Annotated in this window: 19 protein-coding genes and 1 riboswitch; of the genes, 4 read left to right on the forward strand and 15 right to left on the reverse strand. The window is 32.7% G+C overall.

The window, feature by feature from the left end; translation table 11 throughout:
* Window positions 1-9: 9 nt before the first annotated feature.
* The gene (gene ylqF, locus FYJ81_RS02990) at window positions 10-870 is read right to left on the reverse strand and encodes a ribosome biogenesis GTPase YlqF (protein ID WP_107384719.1); all 861 of its coding nucleotides are present in this window, start codon (window positions 868-870) and stop codon (window positions 10-12) included.
* A 347-nt stretch (window positions 871-1,217) separates the two neighbouring features.
* Here ylqF and FYJ81_RS02995 point away from each other — a divergent pair, with 347 nt between their 5' ends.
* Together FYJ81_RS02995 and FYJ81_RS03000 are read left to right on the forward strand one after the other, a co-directional pair.
* A complete protein-coding gene (locus FYJ81_RS02995) occupies window positions 1,218-3,794 on the forward strand; it encodes a YfhO family protein (RefSeq protein ID WP_154409281.1) in 2,577 nt (858 codons plus the stop codon).
* Between the two features lie 28 nt (window positions 3,795-3,822).
* The gene (locus tag FYJ81_RS03000) at window positions 3,823-6,441 is read left to right on the forward strand and encodes a YfhO family protein (RefSeq protein ID WP_319016604.1); all 2,619 of its coding nucleotides are present in this window, start codon (window positions 3,823-3,825) and stop codon (window positions 6,439-6,441) included.
* A gap of 91 nt (window positions 6,442-6,532) precedes the next feature.
* Here the strand turns inward: FYJ81_RS03000 and rplS are convergent, their stop codons facing one another.
* The 4 genes from rplS to rpsP all read right to left on the reverse strand — a co-directional run bounded on the left by rplS (window position 6,533) and on the right by rpsP (window position 8,882).
* A complete protein-coding gene (gene rplS, locus FYJ81_RS03005; RefSeq protein ID WP_019468465.1) occupies window positions 6,533-6,883 on the reverse strand; it encodes a 50S ribosomal protein L19 in 351 nt (116 codons plus the stop codon).
* A gap of 103 nt (window positions 6,884-6,986) precedes the next feature.
* Window positions 6,987-7,724, reverse strand: coding sequence for a tRNA (guanosine(37)-N1)-methyltransferase TrmD (gene trmD / locus FYJ81_RS03010; protein WP_154409283.1), 738 nt, complete (start codon window positions 7,722-7,724; stop codon window positions 6,987-6,989).
* A complete protein-coding gene (gene rimM, locus FYJ81_RS03015) occupies window positions 7,724-8,230 on the reverse strand; it encodes a ribosome maturation factor RimM (RefSeq protein WP_107384515.1) in 507 nt (168 codons plus the stop codon). The genes trmD and rimM overlap by 1 nt, the downstream gene beginning before the upstream one ends.
* A 385-nt stretch (window positions 8,231-8,615) precedes the next feature.
* Entirely contained in the window at window positions 8,616-8,882 is a 267-nt protein-coding gene (rpsP, locus tag FYJ81_RS03020) for a 30S ribosomal protein S16 (RefSeq protein WP_019468468.1), read from the reverse strand.
* Between the two features lie 203 nt (window positions 8,883-9,085).
* Window positions 9,086-9,184, forward strand: a riboswitch (TPP riboswitch).
* A 107-nt stretch (window positions 9,185-9,291) separates the two neighbouring features.
* On the opposite strand from rpsP, the gene FYJ81_RS03025 reads away from it, so the two are divergent.
* Together FYJ81_RS03025 and FYJ81_RS03030 are read left to right on the forward strand one after the other, a co-directional pair.
* Window positions 9,292-10,044, forward strand: a complete 753-nt coding sequence (locus tag FYJ81_RS03025; RefSeq protein WP_107384514.1) for a 3-oxoacyl-ACP reductase — start codon at window positions 9,292-9,294, stop codon at window positions 10,042-10,044.
* Between the two features lie 19 nt (window positions 10,045-10,063).
* Window positions 10,064-11,374, forward strand: coding sequence for an LLM class flavin-dependent oxidoreductase (locus FYJ81_RS03030; RefSeq protein ID WP_154409284.1), 1,311 nt, complete (start codon window positions 10,064-10,066; stop codon window positions 11,372-11,374).
* 505 nt (window positions 11,375-11,879) lie between these two features.
* Here FYJ81_RS03030 and ffh read toward each other — a convergent pair.
* From ffh to fapR, 10 genes are all read right to left on the reverse strand, one after another.
* Window positions 11,880-13,247: a signal recognition particle protein gene (ffh, locus tag FYJ81_RS03035; protein WP_107384512.1), complete on the reverse strand. Its 1,368-nt coding sequence runs from the start codon at window positions 13,245-13,247 to the stop codon at window positions 11,880-11,882.
* 26 nt (window positions 13,248-13,273) lie between these two features.
* Complete coding sequence (locus FYJ81_RS03040; RefSeq protein WP_040030561.1) at window positions 13,274-13,606, reverse strand: putative DNA-binding protein; 333 nt, start codon at window positions 13,604-13,606, stop codon at window positions 13,274-13,276.
* Complete coding sequence (gene ftsY, locus FYJ81_RS03045) at window positions 13,593-14,828, reverse strand: signal recognition particle-docking protein FtsY (RefSeq protein ID WP_107504896.1); 1,236 nt, start codon at window positions 14,826-14,828, stop codon at window positions 13,593-13,595. The genes FYJ81_RS03040 and ftsY overlap by 14 nt, the downstream gene beginning before the upstream one ends.
* Window positions 14,825-18,394, reverse strand: a complete 3,570-nt coding sequence (gene smc / locus FYJ81_RS03050; RefSeq protein WP_154409285.1) for a chromosome segregation protein SMC — start codon at window positions 18,392-18,394, stop codon at window positions 14,825-14,827. Before smc ends, ftsY begins: the two co-directional genes overlap by 4 nt.
* A 296-nt stretch (window positions 18,395-18,690) precedes the next feature.
* Window positions 18,691-19,401, reverse strand: a complete 711-nt coding sequence (gene rnc / locus FYJ81_RS03055; protein ID WP_432578219.1) for a ribonuclease III — start codon at window positions 19,399-19,401, stop codon at window positions 18,691-18,693.
* Window positions 19,402-19,650: 249 nt separating this feature from the next.
* Window positions 19,651-19,884 carry an acyl carrier protein gene (locus FYJ81_RS03060; protein WP_019467939.1) on the reverse strand — a complete coding sequence of 78 codons (234 nt, stop codon included), beginning with the start codon at window positions 19,882-19,884 and terminating at the stop codon, window positions 19,651-19,653.
* A 162-nt stretch (window positions 19,885-20,046) separates the two neighbouring features.
* A complete protein-coding gene (fabG, locus tag FYJ81_RS03065; RefSeq protein ID WP_107384508.1) occupies window positions 20,047-20,784 on the reverse strand; it encodes a 3-oxoacyl-[acyl-carrier-protein] reductase in 738 nt (245 codons plus the stop codon).
* Window positions 20,777-21,703, reverse strand: coding sequence for an ACP S-malonyltransferase (gene fabD, locus FYJ81_RS03070; protein ID WP_154409287.1), 927 nt, complete (start codon window positions 21,701-21,703; stop codon window positions 20,777-20,779). The genes fabG and fabD overlap by 8 nt, the downstream gene beginning before the upstream one ends.
* Window positions 21,696-22,682, reverse strand: a complete 987-nt coding sequence (gene plsX, locus FYJ81_RS03075) for a phosphate acyltransferase PlsX (RefSeq protein ID WP_107384506.1) — start codon at window positions 22,680-22,682, stop codon at window positions 21,696-21,698. The genes fabD and plsX overlap by 8 nt, the downstream gene beginning before the upstream one ends.
* Complete coding sequence (gene fapR, locus FYJ81_RS03080) at window positions 22,675-23,244, reverse strand: transcription factor FapR (protein WP_107384505.1); 570 nt, start codon at window positions 23,242-23,244, stop codon at window positions 22,675-22,677. The genes plsX and fapR overlap by 8 nt, the downstream gene beginning before the upstream one ends.
* Between the last annotated feature and the right edge of the window lie 141 nt (window positions 23,245-23,385).

The following is a 23,385-nucleotide window of genomic DNA, read 5'->3' on the forward strand; positions in this document are numbered from 1 at the left end:
AAATTTATGTTACACATCCATTTCTTTAATAACATCAAACGTATATGTTCCGATTTTTGCATTTCTAATTTCATGGATGATTAATTCAATGACCGCTTCATAGTCAACCTCATTACCGCTACGCAACAATCCTCTACGACGTCCTATAGCATCAAACCATTCTAAATTTTCAGCTTCTATTGGCACATCGACCTTATAGTGATTTTTCAATCCTTCATAATCATAGGTTTTTAAAAATTCAAGACCATAAATCGCAACTTCATCCAAATGTACAATACTATCTTTAATCGCTCCGGTAATACTTAATTTTTTCCCTACAAGTTGATCTTCAAATTTAGGCCAAAGTATACCTGGCGTATCTAATAATTGAAGTGAATTTCCAACTTTGATCCATTGTTGTTGCTTTGTGACACCAGGTGTATTTCCAGTTTTAGCAATGGATTTGTGTGCTAACTTATTAATGAGTGTAGATTTTCCAACATTAGGAATGCCGACGATCATCGCACGTATCGCACGTGGTTTTAGACCTTTTTTCTTTTCACGGTCAAATTTTTCTTGTGTTGCTTTAATAGCTGTTTGCTCTACTAATTTTAGTCCTTTTCCATGTTTAGCATCGATTGCCACTGGATAATAGCCTTTTTCTTTAAAATAAGACTCCCATTTTTCTAATTCTTTTAAATTCGCCATGTCTTTTTTATTCAAAATAACTACTCTCGGTTTTTGTTGTATCACGTCATCAATCATTGGATTTCTTGAACTATAAGGAATACGGGCGTCAACAAGTTCAAAAACAACATCTACTTTCTTTAATTGTTCAGCAACTTCGCGTTTTGCTTTTGCCATATGTCCTGGATACCATTGGATTACCATTTACTTCACCTTTCTTTTTACGTTTATTCGTTTGTTTTTCAAAATTTTATATTTTATTCATACCATTCATTGACCTTAAAATCATAACACGAGCGGTGAATAGAGATAAATAAAAACTTGTATTTACTTTATTTAAAAAACTAATTTACACTATTTTCCTATAATAAGTGCCCAATTGTCTATAACAGACCTTAAACTAAGCAAATTTGTGTCCTTCAATACTAAACACCAAAATAAATATAATCTTGAGATTAATTTTTTTGAAATAAAATAATAGTAATTTTTATCAATAAATCTAAAAAATCGTTACAATAGAATTAAAATAATTCAATTACAGGAGACTACTCATGAAAAGGATGCTTTTTTACATATTATTATGCTTTATATTAGCAATCATTGGTCATGGATATGTCATCTATAGATTTATAAATGATGGTGTTTTATTTACAGGGCCCAACGATGGCATGGAACAAATGATTCCAATGCAAATGTACTTGTATGATAAATGGAGTCATGGACAATGGTTTTACGCCACTGATTTTGGATTAGGCGGAGATTTTTTTACTGACTTAAGTTATTATTTTTCAACTAATATTTTATTTATGATGAATGTGCTGTTTATCTTTATAATAAAATTAGTTGTCAATTTAAATACGCAAGACATCATGTTTTGGATGACAAATGCTATTGTCATATCAGTATTTAAATCAACATTAGCGATGTTAGCAACTTTTGGTTTTGTACGTTACATTACACATAACAGAAGCATTGCACTACTATCGTCATATCTTTTTGTAATATCACCACTCTATTTTAGGTTTACTGTATATTGGCCTTTTTTCAGTGATATTTTTATATTATTACCGCTACTCTTATGGTCTATTGAATTATTTTTGCAAAAAGAAAAAAAAGCTATGTTTATTATAGTAGTCACAGTTTCATTAATTAATAACTTTTATTTTGCATATTATCAATTAATCGTAGGCCTAATCTATTTCACGGTTAGGTTAATATATAGGCATAAACATGATATCGTTCCTAGACTTAAAGCAATATACACAATCCTCATTGCTGCAATTTTAGCACTTGGTTGTAGTCTTTTCTTTTTTTATCATGGCTTACGTGCTTATACCAATAATAGACGTATACCTTTTAATGGAGACGTAGATGCTTTTGAACCCTTCAACCAAAATACGAATTTATTTTATGACAATTACTTAATAGTGATTTTATTTATAGTGATACAAGCACTGTTATCATTTAAACTGTACAAACATTTTTATTTTAAGTTATTCGCTTTCTTTATGATCCTTACGATAGGTGCTAATTATTTACCATTTGTCGATCAGCTCTTTAACGGCTTTTCTGCTCCACAAAAAAGATGGCATTACTTAATAGCTTTTAACGCTGCATTGCTCATTGGACTATATGCAAAATACTTTAGCACTTTAACGGTTAAAAACTATCTTTTTTCATCAATCATAAGTTTAAGTTTTATCTTTATAAGCGCTTGGGTTTATGATGATTTCGTTTCTTGGCTTTGGTTTACACCTATTGTTAGTTTAATTGGCTTATTAGTATTGTGTATTCATGTTCCAACTTATCGTAAACGTTTAGCTTATTTTTACTATACTGCCATATTGATATTAGCAACACTCGTTGTAGCTGTTTTTATACGCAATCAAATTTATTTTGAAGATCATGTTGAACGAGCAAATCGTTATTATGTCAATGCAAGTCTTTTTAACACACCGTTACAAAGACAGTTAGTCTCTGAAATGAAACATTCTAAGACCGAAGACGAACGTATCGATTGGCGTGTTAATGAACAAGATAACACACCTATGTATCAATTTTTTAAAGGTTCAAGTATATACTCAAGTATCTTTCACCATAATATTTTAGACTATTACTACGATGATTTAAAAATTAACCTGCAGTCTGAATCAGTGAGTAGATACCAAAGTACTAATGGGCGACAAAATATTAGCAGTTTATTTTCAATGAAATATCTAATGTTAAAAGATTACGAAAACAATGTTCCTAGTTATTTTAAAAAAGTAAAAAGTGAAGGACAATATCACATTTATGAGAATACTTTAAACTTACCTTCCGTAAAAGTGAGTGATCAAATCTATAATGCCGACGCTTTAAAAACACCTATCGATCGAGAACATGCGATGTTAGATGGTGTGGTTTTAAAAAATAAAGGTGAGACTTATACGGACAATGCACAAAACCTTATCAATTCAACTAAAATAGTTTATAAAAATGTAAAAATGAAAAATCATAATCAAATCTATCTGCCCAAAAACCAAGGTCAGATTAAAATTCATGTTCCAAATCACATAAGAAAACGTTATTCAGACTTTTATTTAAGTTTAAAAGTTCAACGTGGCAAACCAGATAGTAACTACACAATTAATATAAATAATTATGCTAACCACCGTTTATATAACAATTCAACCTATAAAACTGGCGTTGAAAACCAATTATATAGGACGCAACCAGATAAAGATGGTAATATTAACATAGCTATTAATCCTAGAGGTAATTATTATTTTGAAATTCAAAGTCTTCATGGAGAAAACTATAATAAACTTAAAAAAGCCTATAACACAAAACAAAATCATTATTATAATGATATTAGCAATGGAGTTAAAGTGAAGTTAGCGCCACACTCTAAGGGTATCGCAACGATTAACATTCCTTATCGTGACGGTATGATGGCCTACATAGATCATAAAAAAGTAAAACCTAAAAAAGTAAATTATATGATGACTGGTGTGCCAGTCTCAGAACAAGATCATGAAATTGTCATTAAATATCGACCGAAATATTGGTTTACGATGATTATAATTTCAGGTATAAGTATCTTAATAAGTGCTTTTTGGTGTCTAAAACAAAAATCTAAATTTAAATAAAGGAGTTTATCTGAGATGAGGTATGACCGTGTTTCATAGAATTTGGTCTCACAAACTAACAAGATTTTTTAAGATCCTTTTAATGGGTGTTGGCGTAGCTTTATTAACGTTCACACCATATATTTATCGCTATTTAACTGACGGTGTCGTATTCAGTGGTCATGGTGATGGGTTTAGGCAAATGATGCCTTTCCAAATGTATCTTTACGAACACTTTAGCCAATTCAAAAGTTTTTATGATCATTCTTTTGGTTTAGGTGGAGATTATGTTAAAGATTTATCCTATTACTATGCAACCTCACCTTTTGTAATAATTAATTTTTTATTCGTGTGGTTATCTGAAGTAATATTTAATAGCAACCCTAGCAATATCACATATTGGGCAAGTAACCAATTGATTGTAGCTTTTGTCAAAGGTATTGCTACATTTATCCTTGCGTTCTATTTCTTTAATTATATCAAGCTCAAAAACTACATAGTATTTTTGGCTTCAATGTTATATGCAGCTTCAACAACCGTCATTTATTTTAATTTTACTTGGTCATATTATGGAGATTTATTAATTTTTCTCCCACTATCTTTGCTTGGTATTGAACGGTTTTATAAAGAAAGAAAAATTGGATTATTTATTTTTGCTATTGCTTTAACATTATTTTCTAATTTTTATTTTAGTTATTACGAAGCTATTGTCATTTTGAGTTACTTTATCTACAGATGTATCTTCCCACATGCAAAAGATAGCGTCACAAGGAAACAACAACTTTGGATGATACCTATAGCTGTTATATTAAGTACCTTAATTGCTATATGGGGTTTTTATACTGGAGTTTCTTCTTTTTTAAATAATGATAGAGTAAGTAATCCTTATTTTAATTTTGGTATCATTACAGATTTCGCACGACAAAAACATTTTTTCACAAATGGATTTTATATCACTGTTACTATCATTGCACTCATTGCCTTACTATCTTTTAAATTATATCGACATTATTATTATAGACTTTTCGCTATCGCAACTTGGGTGATGCTAATAGGATCTCTAACTCCCCTTTTCGATAGTATGTTCAATGGGTTCTCAACACCTGAGCGCCGCTGGGTTTATATATTTGCGCTTACTACTGCTGGATTAATTGCATTATTTATTCAACATTTATCTGAATTATCATTGAAGTCGTATATATTCGCTTGCTTACCCGTATTAATGATTATGGGTATTATGCAAATTATAGTAAAAGAACAAAAAATGTCATGGATGGGCGTCTGCCTTGTAATTATGATTTTTATCGGTATATTGCTTTATAAAAAATCACTATTCAAATTAAAATGGCCATCTGTTGTACTTGTAATATTATTCATTATTCAACAAGCAATTATTTTAGAAAACGACCATGTAAATAATGTTCAAAAATACGAATCGACAGTTTCGTCAATGCATGATTCAAAATATAAAAGTCCTGCATTAGCCAAAAAAATTGATAAGATTAAACAGAGTCAAGATAATCCATTCAGTAGAATCGATTACATGTCACAATACGGTTTGAATTCACCAATGATATATCATTTCAACGGCATTGCATTATATTCAAGTATTTTTGATGGTGATATTTTAAAATATTATGATAAAGCATTACAAATCAATATGCATACGGATAAAAACAGCACTTACCGTTTACTTTCAAATAGAGCTAATTTGATGGCACTTTGGGATGTCAATGATCGTATACGACGTCCAGAAGACAAAAATATGCCTTATGGTTTTTCTAAGCATAGTACAATCAAACATTCTGATGATGAATCCTTTGTACACTCAACAAATAAAATCAACTATCCAAGTGCGCATATTACAAATAAAGTATTTAATAAAAAAGATCTTAAATCACCTTTGGATAAAGAACAAGCAATGTTACAAGGGGTCGTTTTTGACCAGACAGACGCATACCCTACCAATCAACAGTTCACACCGAATAAAAACTTACTTGCAGAAACTTCAACTCATTTAGTTAATGCAAAACGTACACAAAAAAATAAATTATCCGTTTCTAAGGACGGCGGTGGTATCCAGTATAAGTTACCAACATCTATTGCCAATCAATATGAAGACCTCTATGTAGAGATGGATGTTGAATTGTTGGGACCAGATAAAGTACACAATGTTGGCGTAAATGAATATAACCAACATCGTAATAACTTATCTTATAAGTACAGACGTTTCGTCACTCCTGTAACAATGCGCATAAAATCTGCTCAAGATTTGAATATAAAATTATCTAAAGGTACTTATCGTTTTAATATTAAAGGAATATACGGAGAAAACTACGGCGTATTAAATAAAGCACATAAACAACTACATTCAGTGAAAGTTTCACAAAATGCGCGTAATTATACAATTGAAAAAAATAAAAATGATGAAGGTTATCTCGTGTTGCCAATGCCTTATAGAGATGGAATGAAAGCTTATACAGACAAAGGCAAAACGTTACCAGTTAAACAAGGAAATGGCATCATGACAATCATCCCTGTAGAACAAGGACAAAAGACAATTACGCTTAAATATACACCACCCTATACATGGTTATTGATCATAATTAGTGTTATTGGCGTCGTTTTAAGTTTCATATATACAAAATGGATTTACGCTAAAAAATAATATCATTATTACCTTCGTCGAATTGATTACGAAACAAAAAAAGAAGCAGTTCCTATTAGGAACTGCTTCTTTTTTATGACTTTTATGCTGATTAACGAATTTCTTTGATTCTAGCAGCTTTACCACGTAATTCACGTAAGTAATATAATTTAGCACGACGTACTTTACCGCGACGTTTAACTTCGATTTTTTCGATTTTTGGAGTGTGTAATGGGAATGTACGTTCCACACCTACACCTGAAGAAATCTTACGTACTGTGAAAGTTTCTGAAATACCTCCACCACGACGTTTGATTACAACACCTTCGAATACTTGGATACGTTCGCGAGTACCTTCAATAATACGTACGTGAACTCTTAAAGTGTCACCTGGACGGAATGAAGGTAAATCTGTGCGTAATTGTGATTGTGTTACTGCTTCGATTAATTTGTGATTACTCATTATTTTTTCTCTCCTTCAACCTATGTTCTTGCCTTGACAAATATATAGCAGCGGATCATAGTGATTTTCGTGTGTCGCACACTTAAATTATGTTAGCACACTGTCATTCATTTTTCAATTGCTTTTTATATCTTTCTAAAATATCTTTATCTTTATCCGTAAGTGGATAATTTTCTAATAAATCTGGACGCTTTTCCCACGTACGTATCAGTTTTTGCTCATGACGCCATTGATCAATATGCGCATGATTACCTGATAATAATACATCTGGCACGTTCATATCTTGGTATGAACGTGGTCTTGTATATTGTGGAAATTCTAATAAACCATCCTGAAAGGAATCATCCTCATGTGATTGTTGATTACCTAAAACACCTGGTATTAACCTTACAATTGCATCAGTCATTACCATAGCAGGCAATTCTCCACCTGTTAAAACATAATCTCCCATAGAAATTTCATCAGTAACTAGATGCTGTCGAATTCGTTCATCATATCCTTCATAATGTCCACAAATAAAAACCAAATGTTCTGAATGACTAAGTTCCTGGGCAATTTCCTGATTAAATGGCCGACCTTGTGGACACATTAAAATCACTCGTGTATTTTCTGTTTTTTCAATGCACTTCATTGCATTAAATATAGGTTCTGGTTTAAGCACCATACCTTGTCCACCGCCAAATGGATAATCATCTACTTGATTATGCTTATTTTCAGCGAAACTTCTAAAATCGATAGTATTGACTTGTAGCATTTCCTTATCTTGTGCTCTTTTTAAAATCGATTGATTTAATACGCCATCAAACATTTGAGGGAACAAAGTTAAATAATCTATCTTCATTACTCCAACAGTCCTTCCATAGGCGTAATATCAATACGTCTACCTTCAACATCTATATGTTTAACAACATCTTCTATATATGGTATAAGATATTCTTTATCACCTTTGACAACCCATACATCATTCGCACCCGTTTCAAAAATTTCTATCACGCGTCCAATAGGCGTTTCTTTTTCATCGAATACGGTACAACCAATAATATCTGAGTAATAATATTCATGTTCACCTAATTCAATTTCTTCATGGTCGCGTTCTTGTAAAAGTATCTCCCCTTTTAAATGCTCAATATCATTAATATTATTGATGCCTTCAAAAGTCAACATGTGCAACCCTTTATGCATACGATATGTCGCAACTTTCAATTCTATTGTTGGTTCATTTTGACGTTCTATCATCACAATTTCACCTGGTTGAAAGCGGATATCTGTAAAATCTGAGTGAGATTGGACTTTGATTTCGCCTTTTATACCATGTGTATTGATAATTTTACCTATTTCTACTTTCATTTAAGCTCCTCCGATAATGTGTATATATCATTGAAATTCGTTTTTTCATTTTTTGGCTAAAATAATTATAACATGAATTGTTATAATTATAATAAGCCTTCTCTATCGTTACGTGGTAAAATGTTGTATTGATTATTGTATTGATTATTTTATTTATTCCTTTAAACAATCTTATCAATTAGTTAATGTGTATTAAAATGTTTGTGATAATTTAAAAGGCTGGGACAAATGTATTGTCTCAGCCTCTTATCATTATATTGGCATGCGCTATGGTAAACATTTTACCTTAGTCATTCATGCGAAGATGAGACGACGAAATCATTTTAAATCACTGAGATTTCTACGCCTCTCCTTTTATAAATTTAATATGTGTAAATGATGACAATTATTTTTGATCGTCAAATTTTTTCAAGATACCTTCTCTTGATAAGATATTGTGTACAGTATCTGTTGGTTTAGCACCATTTTTTAACCATTTTAATGCTAACTCTTCGTCAATTTTAACTTCTGGAGCATTTACATTATTTGGATTATAAGTTCCGATTTGTTCGATGTTACGACCATCACGTGGCGCACGAGCATCTGCTGCTACGATACGATAGAATGGATTTCTTTTTGAGCCTAAACGTGTTAAACGTAATTTAACTGCCATTTATATTCTCTCCTTTGATTGTTCTAATTTTTATTTTCTACAAGAAATAATATTAACAGTTATTTAGAAGTTTGTAAAGAGTTTCTTCTTTACCATTTTATATTTTTACTTTTAAACAATTAATTGTATCAATATAGCTTCCGATTTCGAAGTAAACTTGACATTAATCATTAAACACTATAAATTGAGAATAAATTTAATATGAAATGCACTAGGGGTGTTTTTTAACTGAGATGAGTTTACTCAAACCCTTTGAACCTGATCTAGTCCATACTAGCGGAGGGAAGTGTTACAAAAATGACAAAGCTATTTTAATATCTTAACTATAGATTGTAGATTTTTAGTACACAACTTCTCTCACGGAGGTTGTGTATTTTTTTATTTAATAAATAATTCTAGGAGTGAAATGATGACTAAAACAATACTTATAACTGGTAGCAGTAGAGGATTAGGTGCATCAATAGCAAAAACTTTAGGTAAACAAGGACATAATGTAATTATCAATTATTTTCAAAATAAAGCATTAGCAGAAAAAGTTGTGGACGAAATTGGTCACGAGCATGCAATTGCAATACGTGCTGATGTCACAGACAGAACACAAGTTGATCAATTAATCACGGAAGCTACTAATTATTTTGGAAAAATAGATGCTGTTGTGAATAATGCGCTTATAGGATTTAAATTTGATCCTTCTAGTCAAAAATCATTTAAAGACTTAAGCTGGTCAGATTATCAACAACAAATTGACGGTACGCTCAAAGGTGCTTTCAATGTAACGCAAAGCGTTATTGATCAATTTATTAAGCACAAATCAGGTACCATTATATCTATCGGAACGAATTTATACCAAAATCCTGTCGTACCCTACCACGAATATACTACCGCTAAGTCAAGTTTAATCGGTTTCACTAGAAATATCGCTGCTGAACTAGGACAATATGGCATCAAAGCTAATGTCGTTTCTGGTGGTTTATTAAAAACTACAGACGCTAGTGCTGTCACTACGGATGAAGTGTTTGATTTAATCGAACAAACTACGCCATTACATAAAGTTACAACACCACAAGATGTAGCTAACATGGTGACATTTTTAGTTTCCGATCAGGCTAATGGTATCACTGGTCAAAATATTACCGTAGATGGCGGTTTAACCATGAATTAAAATATGGAGGACATCAATTATGACACATACCCAACATCTCAATATAGGTGTATTACTTTATGGTTGTGGCCATCACCAAGCTGCATGGCGTATGCATGATTCTAGTATTGACCAAATTGGAGATACCGCTTATTACAAATCGTTAGCTAGACTAGCAGAACGGGGATTGTTGGACGCTATATTTTTTGCAGATAATCAATCTTTTCCTGCTAAAACGGATAATGACATGCCTGCTTTTTGGTTTGACCCATTAATGAATTTAGCAGCAATAGCACAAGTAACACAAAATATAGGTCTTGTTGCAACTATCTCAAGTACATTTTCGAATCCTTTTACTGCTGCAAGGCAATTATTGAGCCTTGATCATATGAGTCAAGGACGTGCAGGCTGGAATTTAGTAACGTCTATGACGGATTTAGAAGCTGCAAATCATAGCATGTCTAGTTTACCTGCACATCATGAACGTTATAAAAAAGCAGATGAATTTGCATGTGTCATGAATCAATTATTAACATCTTGGAGCTCAGATGATTTTATACATGACAAGGCACATGATATTCTAATCAATGCGAATCATATCCATGCGATCAATCATGTAGGAGAGCATTTCAAAGTACAGGGACCTTTAACAACACCAAGCAGCCTACAAGGCAAACCTGTTGCTATGCAAGCTGGTGCATCAGATCCTGGCATTGCATTAGCTACTAAATACGCAGATGCTGTTTATGCAGTAGCTTGGAACATACAGCAAGCCACTGTATTTAAAAAAAGATTAAATCATCAACTAAAATTAGCAGGTAAATCAGAAAACAGTTTAAAAGTCTTTCCAGGATTAGTCACATATGTCGCCCCAACACACGAAGAAGCTTATGCTAAAAAGCAAAAACTAGATGCAAACTTAGCAATTGAAACAGCATTAAATCAATTAGAATTTTTCATCCATCAAGATTGTCATAATTGGGATTTGGATGAACCGGTGCCACCTTTACCACCATTAGAATCTTTTAAAGGCCCCAAAGGTCGTTATCAAACTGTGTTGGAAATTATAAAAGACAAAAATCCAACTTTACGACAATTGTTAGGATATCTTAGTGCAAGTGGTGGGCATTTAACGCTCATCGGAACACCAGAACAAATTGTTGATGAAATGGAACATTGGTTTAATGAGGGTGTAGCTGACGGATTTAATTTAATGCCGCCAACTTTTCCTAATAGCTTGGAAGATTTTGTAGATTACATCATTCCAGAATTACAAAAAAGAAATCTTTTTAGAACAGAATATGAAGGTACGACATTTAGGGAAAATATTAATATACCTAAGTTAAATTAAATAACATGCCATTCACAAATGAAAATTCATAATTTTATATTTTCTACGATTTTGCATCGTGCTGACGCCCAGGGAAATGATATGAGCGAGAGACTACGGGCTCGAGCCATATCCTCAGGCAAGCATGCACGTTCAAAATCACAAATTATCCATATAAAAAGGACTAATTCTTTATTACTTATTATTTCAAGCTAATTCATGTTAGTAACTTTATAAAATAAAAACTTCATCAATTTATTAGGGTTAATGAGTTGTTTTAAATGAACCTTTTCTTTTGTATCTTGAGAAATATTTTAAACAATTTTGCATCGTGCTGACGCCCAGGGAAATGATATGAGCGAGAGACTACGGGCTCGAGCCATATCCCCAGGCAAGCATGCACGTTCAAAATCGCAAATTATCCATATAAAAAGGACTAATCCATTTTCATATGGATTAGTCCTTTATTTTGTGAATGAGACTTGTGCCCGTTTATTTCTTTAAAAAATTATTTTATAGACAATTGTTAAAATGGTAAGTTCATACCATTTAACATATTCTCCATTTGTTTACGTTTACCTTTTTTGCCTTTGCCGCCACCAGAAAATTGCTTCATCATTTTCTTCATTTCATTAAATTGTTTCATCAATCTGTTAACTTCTTGAACAGTACGTCCTGAACCCTTAGCAATACGTTTTTTACGTGATACATTTAATGTTTCAGGGTTATTACGTTCATTAGGTGTCATAGATTGAATAATAGCTTTAATATGGTCGATTTGTTTATCATCCATATTAAGATTATTCATCCCTTTCATTTTGTTCATTCCAGGGATCATTTTCATAATGTCATCTAATGGACCAAGGTTCTTGACTTGATCTAATTGTTCTAAGAAATCTTCCAAAGTAAATGATGACGTACGCATTTTCTTTTCTAAATCTTTAGCTTTATCTTCATCTACATCTTGTTGCGCTTTTTCTATTAAACTTAACACATCACCCATACCTAATATTCGAGAAGCCATACGTTCTGGATGAAATGGTTCTAAGCCATCTAACTTTTCACTCATACCAACAAATTTAATTGGCTTTTGTGTCACTGCTCTAATTGATAAAGCAGCACCACCACGTGTATCACCATCTAGTTTTGTCAAGGTAACACCTGAAACTTCTAATTGCTCATCAAACGATTGGGCTACATTTACTGCATCTTGACCAGTCATGGCATCAACAACAAGCATAATCTCATCTGGTTTAGTGATTTCTTTTACATCACTTAATTCTTCCATTAATGCTTCATCAACATGCAAACGACCTGCAGTATCAATAATGACAAAATCTAAATGTTCCTCTTTTGCATGTTTAATTGCATTTTCTACAATTTGTTGTGGCTTAACTTGGTCCCCTTCACTGTATACAGGAATATCAATTTGCTTACCTACAGTTTGTAATTGATCAATTGCTGCTGGTCTATAAATATCGGCCGCAACTAATAATGGTTTTTTGTTGTATTTTTTACGCATAAGCAATGCTAACTTACCTGCAGTCGTAGTTTTACCTGCACCTTGTAAACCAACCATCATCACAACTGTTGGCGGTTTGTTGGCCATCTGGATGGTTGCATTTTCGCCACCCATGAGTTGTGTAAGTTCTTCTTGTACTATCTTAATGACTTGTTGTCCAGGTGTTAAAGACTTCATTACATCTGAACCTAAAGCTCGTTCTGATACGGTTTTGACAAAATCCTTTACGACTTTAAAGTTAACGTCTGCTTCAAGTAATGCTAGTCGGACCTCTCGCATCATTAATTTAATATCTGCTTCAGTTACTTTCCCTTTGCCACGGATTTTTTGCATCGTCCCTTGGAGACGATCGGATAACCCTTCAAATGCCATATCAATACCCTCCTTTATACTCTTAATTATTCTAAATCTTCAAGTGCTTGAAGATACTGTTTAATTTTTTCTGGCTCCTCAATATGCTTTTTTATTGCTTCATATATATTTTGTCGTTTTTCAAAATTTTGATAAAGACCTAGTTTCTCTTCATAATCTTCTACTAAATCACCAGTTCTTCTTATGTTATCATACACTGCTTGGCGGCTCACATCAAACGTATCTGCAATCTCACTTAAAGAATAATCTTGTAGGTAAAATAGTTCTAGATAGTTTCGTTGCTTTTCCGTTAATAATGATTGATAAAAATCAAACAAATAATTCATACGTATTGTCTTAATTAAATCATTTTGACTCATCTTTATTGCCTTCATTCTGCACATCCGTGCTATCTGTACCATCGTCAGATGCCTCTGTATCATCAACATTTTGTTCAATCATATCAGCAAATAGTCCATATACATAACTTTCTGGATTAAATGGTTGTAAATCATCTAATTTTTCACCTAAGCCAACATATTTAACTGGTATTTTTAATTCATTACGTATCGCTAAAACGATACCGCCTTTTGCAGTTCCATCCAGCTTAGTTAATACAATACCAGTCACATTCGTAACCTCTTTAAATGATTTAGCTTGGGACAATGCATTTTGTCCGGTAGTAGCATCTAAACAAAGAAGTACTTCATGGGGCGCTTCTGGTACTGCTCTGCCTATCACACGTTTTACTTTTTCTAATTCATTCATTAAATTAGATTTATTTTGTAAGCGACCTGCAGTATCACAAATTAAAATATCAACGCCCTTACTTTTAGCTGCATTGATAGCATCATACATAACTGCAGCTGGGTCTGAACCTTCTTTTTGGCTCATTACTTCCACACCAACACGTTCTCCCCATACTTTGAGTTGTTCAATAGCGCCAGCTCTAAAAGTATCACCAGCTGCTAGCATCACTTTCTTACCTTCAGCTTGATAACGATGTGCTAATTTACCGATTGTTGTCGTTTTGCCAACACCATTCACACCTACCATTAAAATGACATTTAATCCTTCATTTTCAATGTTCATTACTTCTGAATGTTCATCGTCTTGATGATAGATATCTACAATTTTTTCTACGATAACTTCACGTAAATCTTCAGTTTCTGAAATATTACGTCGCTGAGCTTCGTTACGTAATTCTTCTACGAGTTCCATCACTGTATTAAAGCCAACATCTGCAGTTATTAACATTTCTTCCAATGCTTCAAAGAAATCTTCATCAACTTTACGATAACGTGCAATTAAGTTATTTAACTGTTCTTGGAAATTTTCGCGAGATTTTTCTAACCCTGCTCTAAATTTCGCACCTAATTGCTGTGCTTCAATTTCTTCAAAATCCTCAATTGAAATTAATCCGTCATCATCAAAATCAGCTTCTTTTAATTTTTTTGGCTGTTTTGTTTTTTCTTGTGGTTCTTCAGATGTTTGAGATTGTTCTACATCTAATTCAGATTGTTGTTCTTGCTCTAATTCGTCTGGTTTTTGATTTTCTGTAGACGTTGTGAATTTATCTTTTAGTCGTTTGAAAAAGCTCATACTTGTTCCTCCTTAATGACTTCATCAATCGTATTTAAATTGACACTTACTAATTTTGATACACCTGATTCTTGCATCGTTACACCGTATAAACGATCTGAAAATTCCATCGTACCTTTACGATGTGTTATGACAATAAACTGAGTTTGACTTGATAATGCTTTTAAATATTGCGCATAACGTATAACATTGGCTTCATCTAAAGCGGCTTCTACTTCATCTAAAATCACAAATGGCGCTGATCTCACTTTTAAAATTGCGAATAACAAAGCAATTGCACTTAAAGCACGTTCTCCACCACTTAATAATGATAGATTTTGTAGTTTTTTACCTGGTGGTTGGACGATAATATCTACCCCTGCTGATAAATAATCATCATCTGTCAAGCGCAGCTCTGCTTGTCCCCCACCAAATAATGATTTAAATACTTCAGAAAAATGACCTTGTACGGAATGAAAAGTCTCTTTAAACCGTTCCTTAACTTCTTTATCCATTTCTTCAATTAATTGTTCTAATGTCGCTTTGGCTGCTCTTAAATCTGCACGTTGCTCATTCAAGAAAGTATAACGTTCATTGATTTCTTCAAATTGTTCAATCGCATTTAAGTTTACAGGTCCTAATTCTTCAATAGACATCTTCGTTAATTTTACTTTTTTACGCAAACTCTCAATATCTTCTTCTAATGTATATAATTCACTCGCTCGTTCAAAGGTAAGATGATACTGCTCACTTAAATGATCTATCGCATGGTTAATGAGTACATCTAAACGAGATTGTTCTGCTTTAATATCTTGGTAACGGTTTTCAATTGATAAAATATCTTGATTTGCTTCTTCCAACTTACGTTCTGTTGTCTCAATTGTATCATTCAAAGCTTGACGTTGTGATTTAATAGTAGCTAAATCTTCAGTTAATTTTACTTTATTATTTTTACTTTGTTCAATATTATTTTGAATCGTTTCGAAAGCTTTTTCGCCAGTTATTTCATCTGAATTAAATAATTCAATTTGTTCACTCAATTTTTGCTTTTGCTCTTTTAATTGTTTAAGTTGATGATTTAATCTTGATTCAGTTTGCTTTTGAGTATTTAGTCTTTCTTTAATTACTGCTAAATCAGATTGTTTTTGATGTAATTTTTGTTGTATTAACGTTGTACTCTCTTTACCTTCTTTTGATAATTTTGTATAGATATTAATATCTTCTTCTAATTTTTGCAATTGCGCTTGAATTGTTGCTAATTGTTCCTTTTTGTCGTTTAAGGTTTGCTTACTTGTTTCGCTTTGGTAACCATCATTTTTCTCAAATTCAAATTCCTCATGCTCATTTTTTAAATGTGTTTCTTGCTTTCGTAATCTATCCAATTCTAAGTCAAATTCATGTACGTTTTGTTTTATCGTATTATAGTTTTGACTCGTATCAAAATAAGTATTACTTAACGCATCTGCTTCTTCTTTAATAGCTTGGAACTGTTTTTCGAATGAAACAGTTTGTTGTTGATAATCTTCTAATTGTGCACGCATTGTTGAAAGCTCATCTTTTTGAGATAAAATACTTTTAGTTTTACGAGCACCACCACCAGTCATGGAACCACCTGGGTTTACAATATCTCCTTCTAACGTTACGATACGTGTTCTATAACGAATTTTTCTAGCTAATTCGTTAGCATTTTTCAAATTGTCTACAATTATTGTATTACCTAATAAATTTTGAATCACATGTTTATAATCATTTTCAACTTGTATCGCATTTGAAGCAACGTTTACAAAGCCAGTTGAGCTATCTGCTATATTCAAAATATCGCTTGCAACATTACGAGGTTGAATGACATTTAATGGTAAAAATGTAGCTCTTCCAAGACCATTTTGTTTTAAATATTGTATTGCTTGACGACCATCTTTTTCAGAATCCACAATGATATGTTGCAGTGAAGCACCTAATGCCGTTTCAATTGCTTTCGTTAAATTCGAAGGCACATGGATGACTTCTGCGACTGCGCCACGGATGCCAGAAAGTTTATTATCTTTCATTTTCAGTATGTGTTTGACACCATTGAAAAAATAACTATATTCTTCTTGCTGTGTCGCTAAACTGTCGATACGTGATTTTAATTTTTCATTAAATCTGTATGCTTGGTGTAATTTCTCTTCGTATTCATTTTGTTGATTTTTAAGTTGTGTTAGTTTTTTCTCATAAGATGCTAAATCACTTTCCGCTTTTTTCAACTCTTTTTTCGCGATGGTACTTTGTTTCTCAGTTTCAGTAATTTGATTTTGAATATTTTTCAAATCTTTATAAGCATCTAACAAGCGTGAATCTAATCGTGATTGTTTCGTTTCATTTTCTTGAATCGTATGCTCTAAAAAACGAATATCATTATTGACATCTGATTGTTCTGACATAAGTTGATAGTATTTATCTTTTATTGACTCTAACTTTTCATCATGCTGTTCATCGGATACATAAAGCTGTGACTCATATTGTTGTATCTCTTCATTTAAATCTGTTTGTTTGGATTTTAAATGTTTTATTTGGTCTTTCACTTCTGCTTGCTCTTGCTTTATATTTGTGACTTGTGTCTCTAGACTTTCTTGTTCTTCTTCAAATCGTGCATTAGTTTGTGATTGATTTTTCTTACGTTCCTCTAACACATTTAACTGTCCAGCAAATTTTTCAACTTCTTCAGTTGCTTTAACCAGTTTAAAATTTAAAGATTCGATTGTTTCGTCTAATTGTTGACGTTCAGATTTATATTGATTTAATGATTGTGTGTGTTGTACCTTTTCTGCATCTTTTGAAGCTTGTTGACTTTTTAAACGATTGAGATTTTCGTCTAGTTCATAAATATTTTGATTATATTGCTCAATATCATAAACAGTGACTAGCACATCACTTTTTTCCATCTCATTAGATAAGTGTTTATATTCTTTTGCTATTGCAGCTTCTTCTCGTAATGGTTCGACACGACCTTCTAAATCAAATAAAATATCTTCTACACGCGTCAGGTTGTCTTCTGTTTGATCTAATTTTTGCACAGAAGTTGCCTTTCTTTTTTTATATTTTAATACACCTGCAGATTCTTCCAATATTTGTCTTCTATCAATTGGCTTTGCATTAAGAATTTCATCAACGCGACCTTGAGATATTATACTGAATGCTTCTTTTCCTAATCCCGAATCTAAAAATAATTCTATAATATCTTTAAGTCGTGACCGGTCATTATTTAAATAATATTCACTTTCCCCACTTCTATATAAACGGCGAGTGACTACTAATTCTTCTGTATCAACATTTAATTTACCTGTACTATTATCTAATTTTAATTTTACTTCAGCAAAATTTTGAGCTTTTCTATGCTCTGCACCAGAAAAAATAATATCTTCCATTTTAGCGCCACGCAATGATTTCGCGGATTGTTCGCCCAATACCCACTTTATTGCATCTGTAATATTACTCTTACCACTACCATTAGGTCCAACTATTGCCGTGACACCTTCATCAAACTGTACATTTGTATGTTCAGCAAATGATTTAAATCCAAAGGCATCAATAGATTTCAAATATATCATGCTATTCTCCTTTAAAGTGTTTCTCAGATGCGAGATAAAAACTACGCAATACAGTTATGCTCATGCTCTCGCTTCTATATGATTAGTGCATCAATAAATTTGGCACAACGACTTGCAGTTATTACATTTCCACCAAATAATATCCACAATTAAAGACATGTAATAAATGCATTATAGACTAATCTCTTAGAAATACTTTTACATCAGTTCTTAACTCATGCTACATAAATTACAATTTTGTACAATATGCGATAAATCACGTGTGAGCTAAGTCACACTAAACAATTGCACTGTTATTAAACTTCTTTATTTTTCAAAAGTTTATATGCACTTTCTGCTGCTTGCTGTTCCGATTCTTTTTTCGTTTTGCCTTTGCCAATCGCAACTGGCTTGTTTTCTAAGATGACTTCCGACGTAAATAAACGATGATGTGCAGGCCCCTCTTCATTTATTAAACGATAAGTAACGTCACCTTTGTTTTGCTGATGCACATATTCTTGAAACTGTGTTTTAAAATCAACGACGCCATCAAGTTTATCTCCTTCAACAAATGGAAAAATCACATTTTCAGCAAATTCCCAAACAGCGGCTAGTCCTTGGTCTAAATATAATGCACCTACAAAAGCTTCAAATGCATCTGATACGAGTGAAGGCCTTGTTCTGCCACCTGTTTTTTCTTCTCCTTTACCTAATAAGATAAGGTCGTGTAATGCAATTTTATTCGCGAATATTACAAGTGAAGGCTCACAAACAATTGTCGCACGCATTTTAGTTAAATTACCTTCAGGTAACTCTGGATATTTATCAAACAAATAGCGTGAAACCGTCAATTCTAATACCGCATCTCCTAAAAACTCTAAACGTTCATTATGATCTAATCTGTCCATGTTAAAGTCATTAATGAAGCTCGAATGCGAAAATGCTTGTTGATATAAATTTACTTGATTAAAATTCAAATTTAATTCTTGCATTTTTTTGGAAAACTTTTCTTGGAATGCATGAACCATTTCTTTCTTTTTATGATTCGTCAATACTTTTCCACCTCAATCTAATGTAATTTTGTATATACTTATGCCTTTATATTTTACGTGAATTTATTATAAAACAAAAGGGAAAACTGCTAATAATACGTTCATTTTATCATATATCGTACACTTAACTTTTTTAACGAATACTAATAATATTATTGCTGAAATTAACCATTTTTAATAGAAAAAAATCTGAGCCGTAAAATCCACGACTCAGATATTGGTTTATTATTTTTCCATACTATTGATAAAGTTAACTGCGTCACCAACTGTGTTGATTTTTTCAGCTTCTTCATCTGGAATTTCAGTACCAAATTCGTCTTCTAATTCCATAACTAATTCAGCAATATCAAGTGAGTCAGCGCCTAAATCATCTTTGAAAGATGCATCTTGAGTTACTTTTTCAGCGTCAACACCTAAACGGTCAACGATGATATCTTTTACTTTGTCGAAGTTTTCCACGTCGATTCACCTCCTTTTAAAAGTCTATGATAGACTTTTATATTTTCCCATTTTATCCATTGAAATACAAGTAGTATTTCGACGAATTACATACTTAAAGCATGACATACATATATAAGACACATCAAGTAATGTTAAAATGGTGTTTTTCACACGTTAACACTATTCCATGAACATGCCACCATTAACATGTATTGTTTGACCAGTAATATATTTTGCTTTGTCTGAAGCTAAAAACGCCACTGTATTTGCAATATCAGTATCTTCACCGAATCTTGATAATGGAATTTGTTGAAGCATTTGATCTTTTAAATCATCTGTTAACGCATCTGTCATGTCAGAAACAATAAATCCTGGTGCAACAGCGTTAACTGTAATATTTCTTGAAGCTAATTCCTTCGCAGCAGATTTAGTCAAACCAATAACGCCTGCTTTTGTCGCCACATAATTTGCTTGACCAGGATTACCGACTGCACCAACTACGCTAGATAAATTGATGATTGAACCACTTCTTTGTCGTAACATTTGTGGTGTTACTTTTTGAATACAGTTAAATACACCTTTTAAATTAGTGTCGATAACGTCATCCCATTCACTTTCTTTCATACGCATCAATAAATTATCTCTAGTTATACCTGCATTGTTAACTAATACATCGACTGTACCAAATTGGCTTACAACTTCTTTAATCATTGCTTTTACTTCATCACCATTGGCAACATTAGCTTGAATTGCAAAACTTTCTACACCTTTAGCTTTGATTTCTGCTACTACAGCTTCTGCTTTTTCTTTATTACCTGCAAAATTTACTGCTACGTTATAACCTTCTTCAGCTAATTGAATTGCTATACTACGACCGATACCTCTAGATGCCCCAGTTACTAATGCATTTTTAGTCATTTTCATTCCACCCTTTTACGTCTTCTAATGTTTGAATTGAAGTGAGTTTAACATCTCTATTTATTTTTTTAATTAGACCTGAAAGCACTTTACCTGGTCCAATTTCTATAAAATGATCTACACCTTGGTCGAGTAACCATTTTGTAGAATCTATAAATTGAACCGGAGAATATAATTGCTTAATCATATTTGCTTTAATTATTTTAGCGTCTGTTTCACCTTTAGCATTTACATTTTGAACAACTGGATAATGCGCATCGTTCCACTCAAATTGCTCGATATAATTTGCAAAATCTGATTCAATGACTTGCATCATTGATGAATGAAATGGTCCAGAAACGGCTAAAGGCATCACACGTTTAGCACCCATAGATTTTCCTTCAGCAACAAGTTGATCTATCAACGTTTTATGCCCTGAAACCACAATTTGTCCAGGTGCATTTATATTAGCAGGTTCTATGATTTCGTCTTCTGTTGAAAGTTTTTTACAAATATCATCAACTTCACTGTAATTTAAACCTAGTACAGCCGCCATGCTACCAACACCATCAGGAAAAGCTGCTGACATTAATTGTCCACGTTTACGTACTATTTTTACCGCATCTTCAAACTTTAATACACCACTCGCTACTAAACTTGCGTATTCACCTAAGCTATGCCCCATTGTATAATCTGCATTGATCTGATTTAACGCCTTTAATAGTGCAGCGCTATGCGTAAGTAATGCTGGTTGTGTATTTTCAGTTTGGCCTAATTTATCTTCGGCATCTTCAAACATTGTTTCTAAAATATCAAAATCCAATTGTGCTTGCGCTTCATTTAGAATTGATGTTGCTGCATCATTTTCATTAAACAAATCACTAGCCATGCCTACTTTTTGTGACCCTTGTCCAGGAAAGATAATCGCTGTTTTACCCATTTTTTGACCCCACCGTTTCTCTCATTGTATCTACTATATTTAATTCTCCGGCAACCTTAGCTTGACGAATTGCTGAATAAAATGCCTTGGCATTAGAACTACCATGCGCTTTAACAACGATACCATTCAATCCCAGTAAAACTGAGCCACCGTATTCTGCATAGTCCATTTTTGTAGTTATCTCATTTAAATCTTTACGCAAGACTAATGCTGCCAACTTATTTTTAAAATTACTTAAAAGTGTGGTTTTCAACATTTTTCCTATAGATTTTGCTACACCTTCTAGATTTTTTAAAATCATATTCCCAGTATACCCATCCGTAACAACGACATCTGCAGCATCATCCATTAATACTTTAGCTTCAACATTACCAGCAAAATGAAAATCTTGTTGTTCTTCCATTAGATTAAATGCTTTTTTAGTTAATGTATTCCCTTTGGCTGCTTCAGTTCCTATATTAAGTAATGCTACAGAAGGTTGTTCAATATTACGTATTTTTTGTGCATAAATATTGCCTAATTGCGCATATTGCAATAAATGTTCTGCTTTAGCATCTGCATTTGCACCAACATCCATAAATACAAAACCTTTACCTGAGACAGTCGGTAAAGTAAGCACTAAGGCTGGTCTTTCAACACCTTTAATCCTACCAACTATAAATAATCCTGCTGACATTAAAGCACCTGTATTCCCAGCTGATACACAACCATCCGCTTCTCCAGATTTTACTGCTTCAGCCATGCGCACCATGGAACTATTTTTTTTTCGTTTAATTGCTCTTACAGGTTCATCTTCCATCGTTATTGCTTCTGTACAGTGACGCACTTCCACTCGACCGTGGTTAATATTACATTTATTTTGATCACCAAATAATATAATTTCTAAATCTTTAAAATCATTGACCGCTTTTTCAACAGCTTCTAAAACGATGCCGGGCGCATCATCGCCACCCATCATGTCGATAGCTATTTTAACCATTTTGTTCATCCTCACTTGTATAATACATTTTGAAGGTACCTCTAAATACTAAAGTATCTTTGACATACGAACTTACTTTTATCTTAAAATATTTATTAGTTATTTCAACAGCTTGTGCTTCAGCACGTACCGTATCATTTAATTTAACTTGTTTTAAAAATGAAACGTTACTTTCTTTAGTTAAAACGATTGGTTTATGTATAAGTGCCACACATAATGAATTGGCCTGTGCAAACAACACATGACCTCTGGCAATCTTATTTCTTGTAAATACTGAATCTTCATCAATATTAATCAGAGATGTTGCTTGATGATCAGGTTCTACGTTAATCACATCACCTATGATTTCACTTCCGTCAATAGACCGAATACTTTCGTAATTTTTTCGAGCAACGGATTTTATTCTTTTTCTCAACTCAGGAATATTTAAGTGTGTACGGTCCAATCTTATTGTTTGGATACTGACTGAAAAAAGACTACTTAAATCAAGATCAGTAATAAAGGGATTTTTTTCTATTTCTTTTTTAATTGCTTCACGACGTTCTTGTTTTTTTAATTTCATAGTTTACTACTCCCCAATTTTAGTACCAAGTCTTAAACATTCCTCACATATCATAACACTTTCTATTTCAATTGCTCAACTAAAAACATAAGACTTTCTATAATATATCAGTTAAAACTGAGCATCTTTATTGTTAAAATA

Origin of the sequence: Staphylococcus sp. McC-251-APC-3A2 (genome assembly GCF_009695665.1) — a bacterium.
GTDB classification, from domain to species: domain Bacteria; phylum Bacillota; class Bacilli; order Staphylococcales; family Staphylococcaceae; genus Staphylococcus; species Staphylococcus cohnii.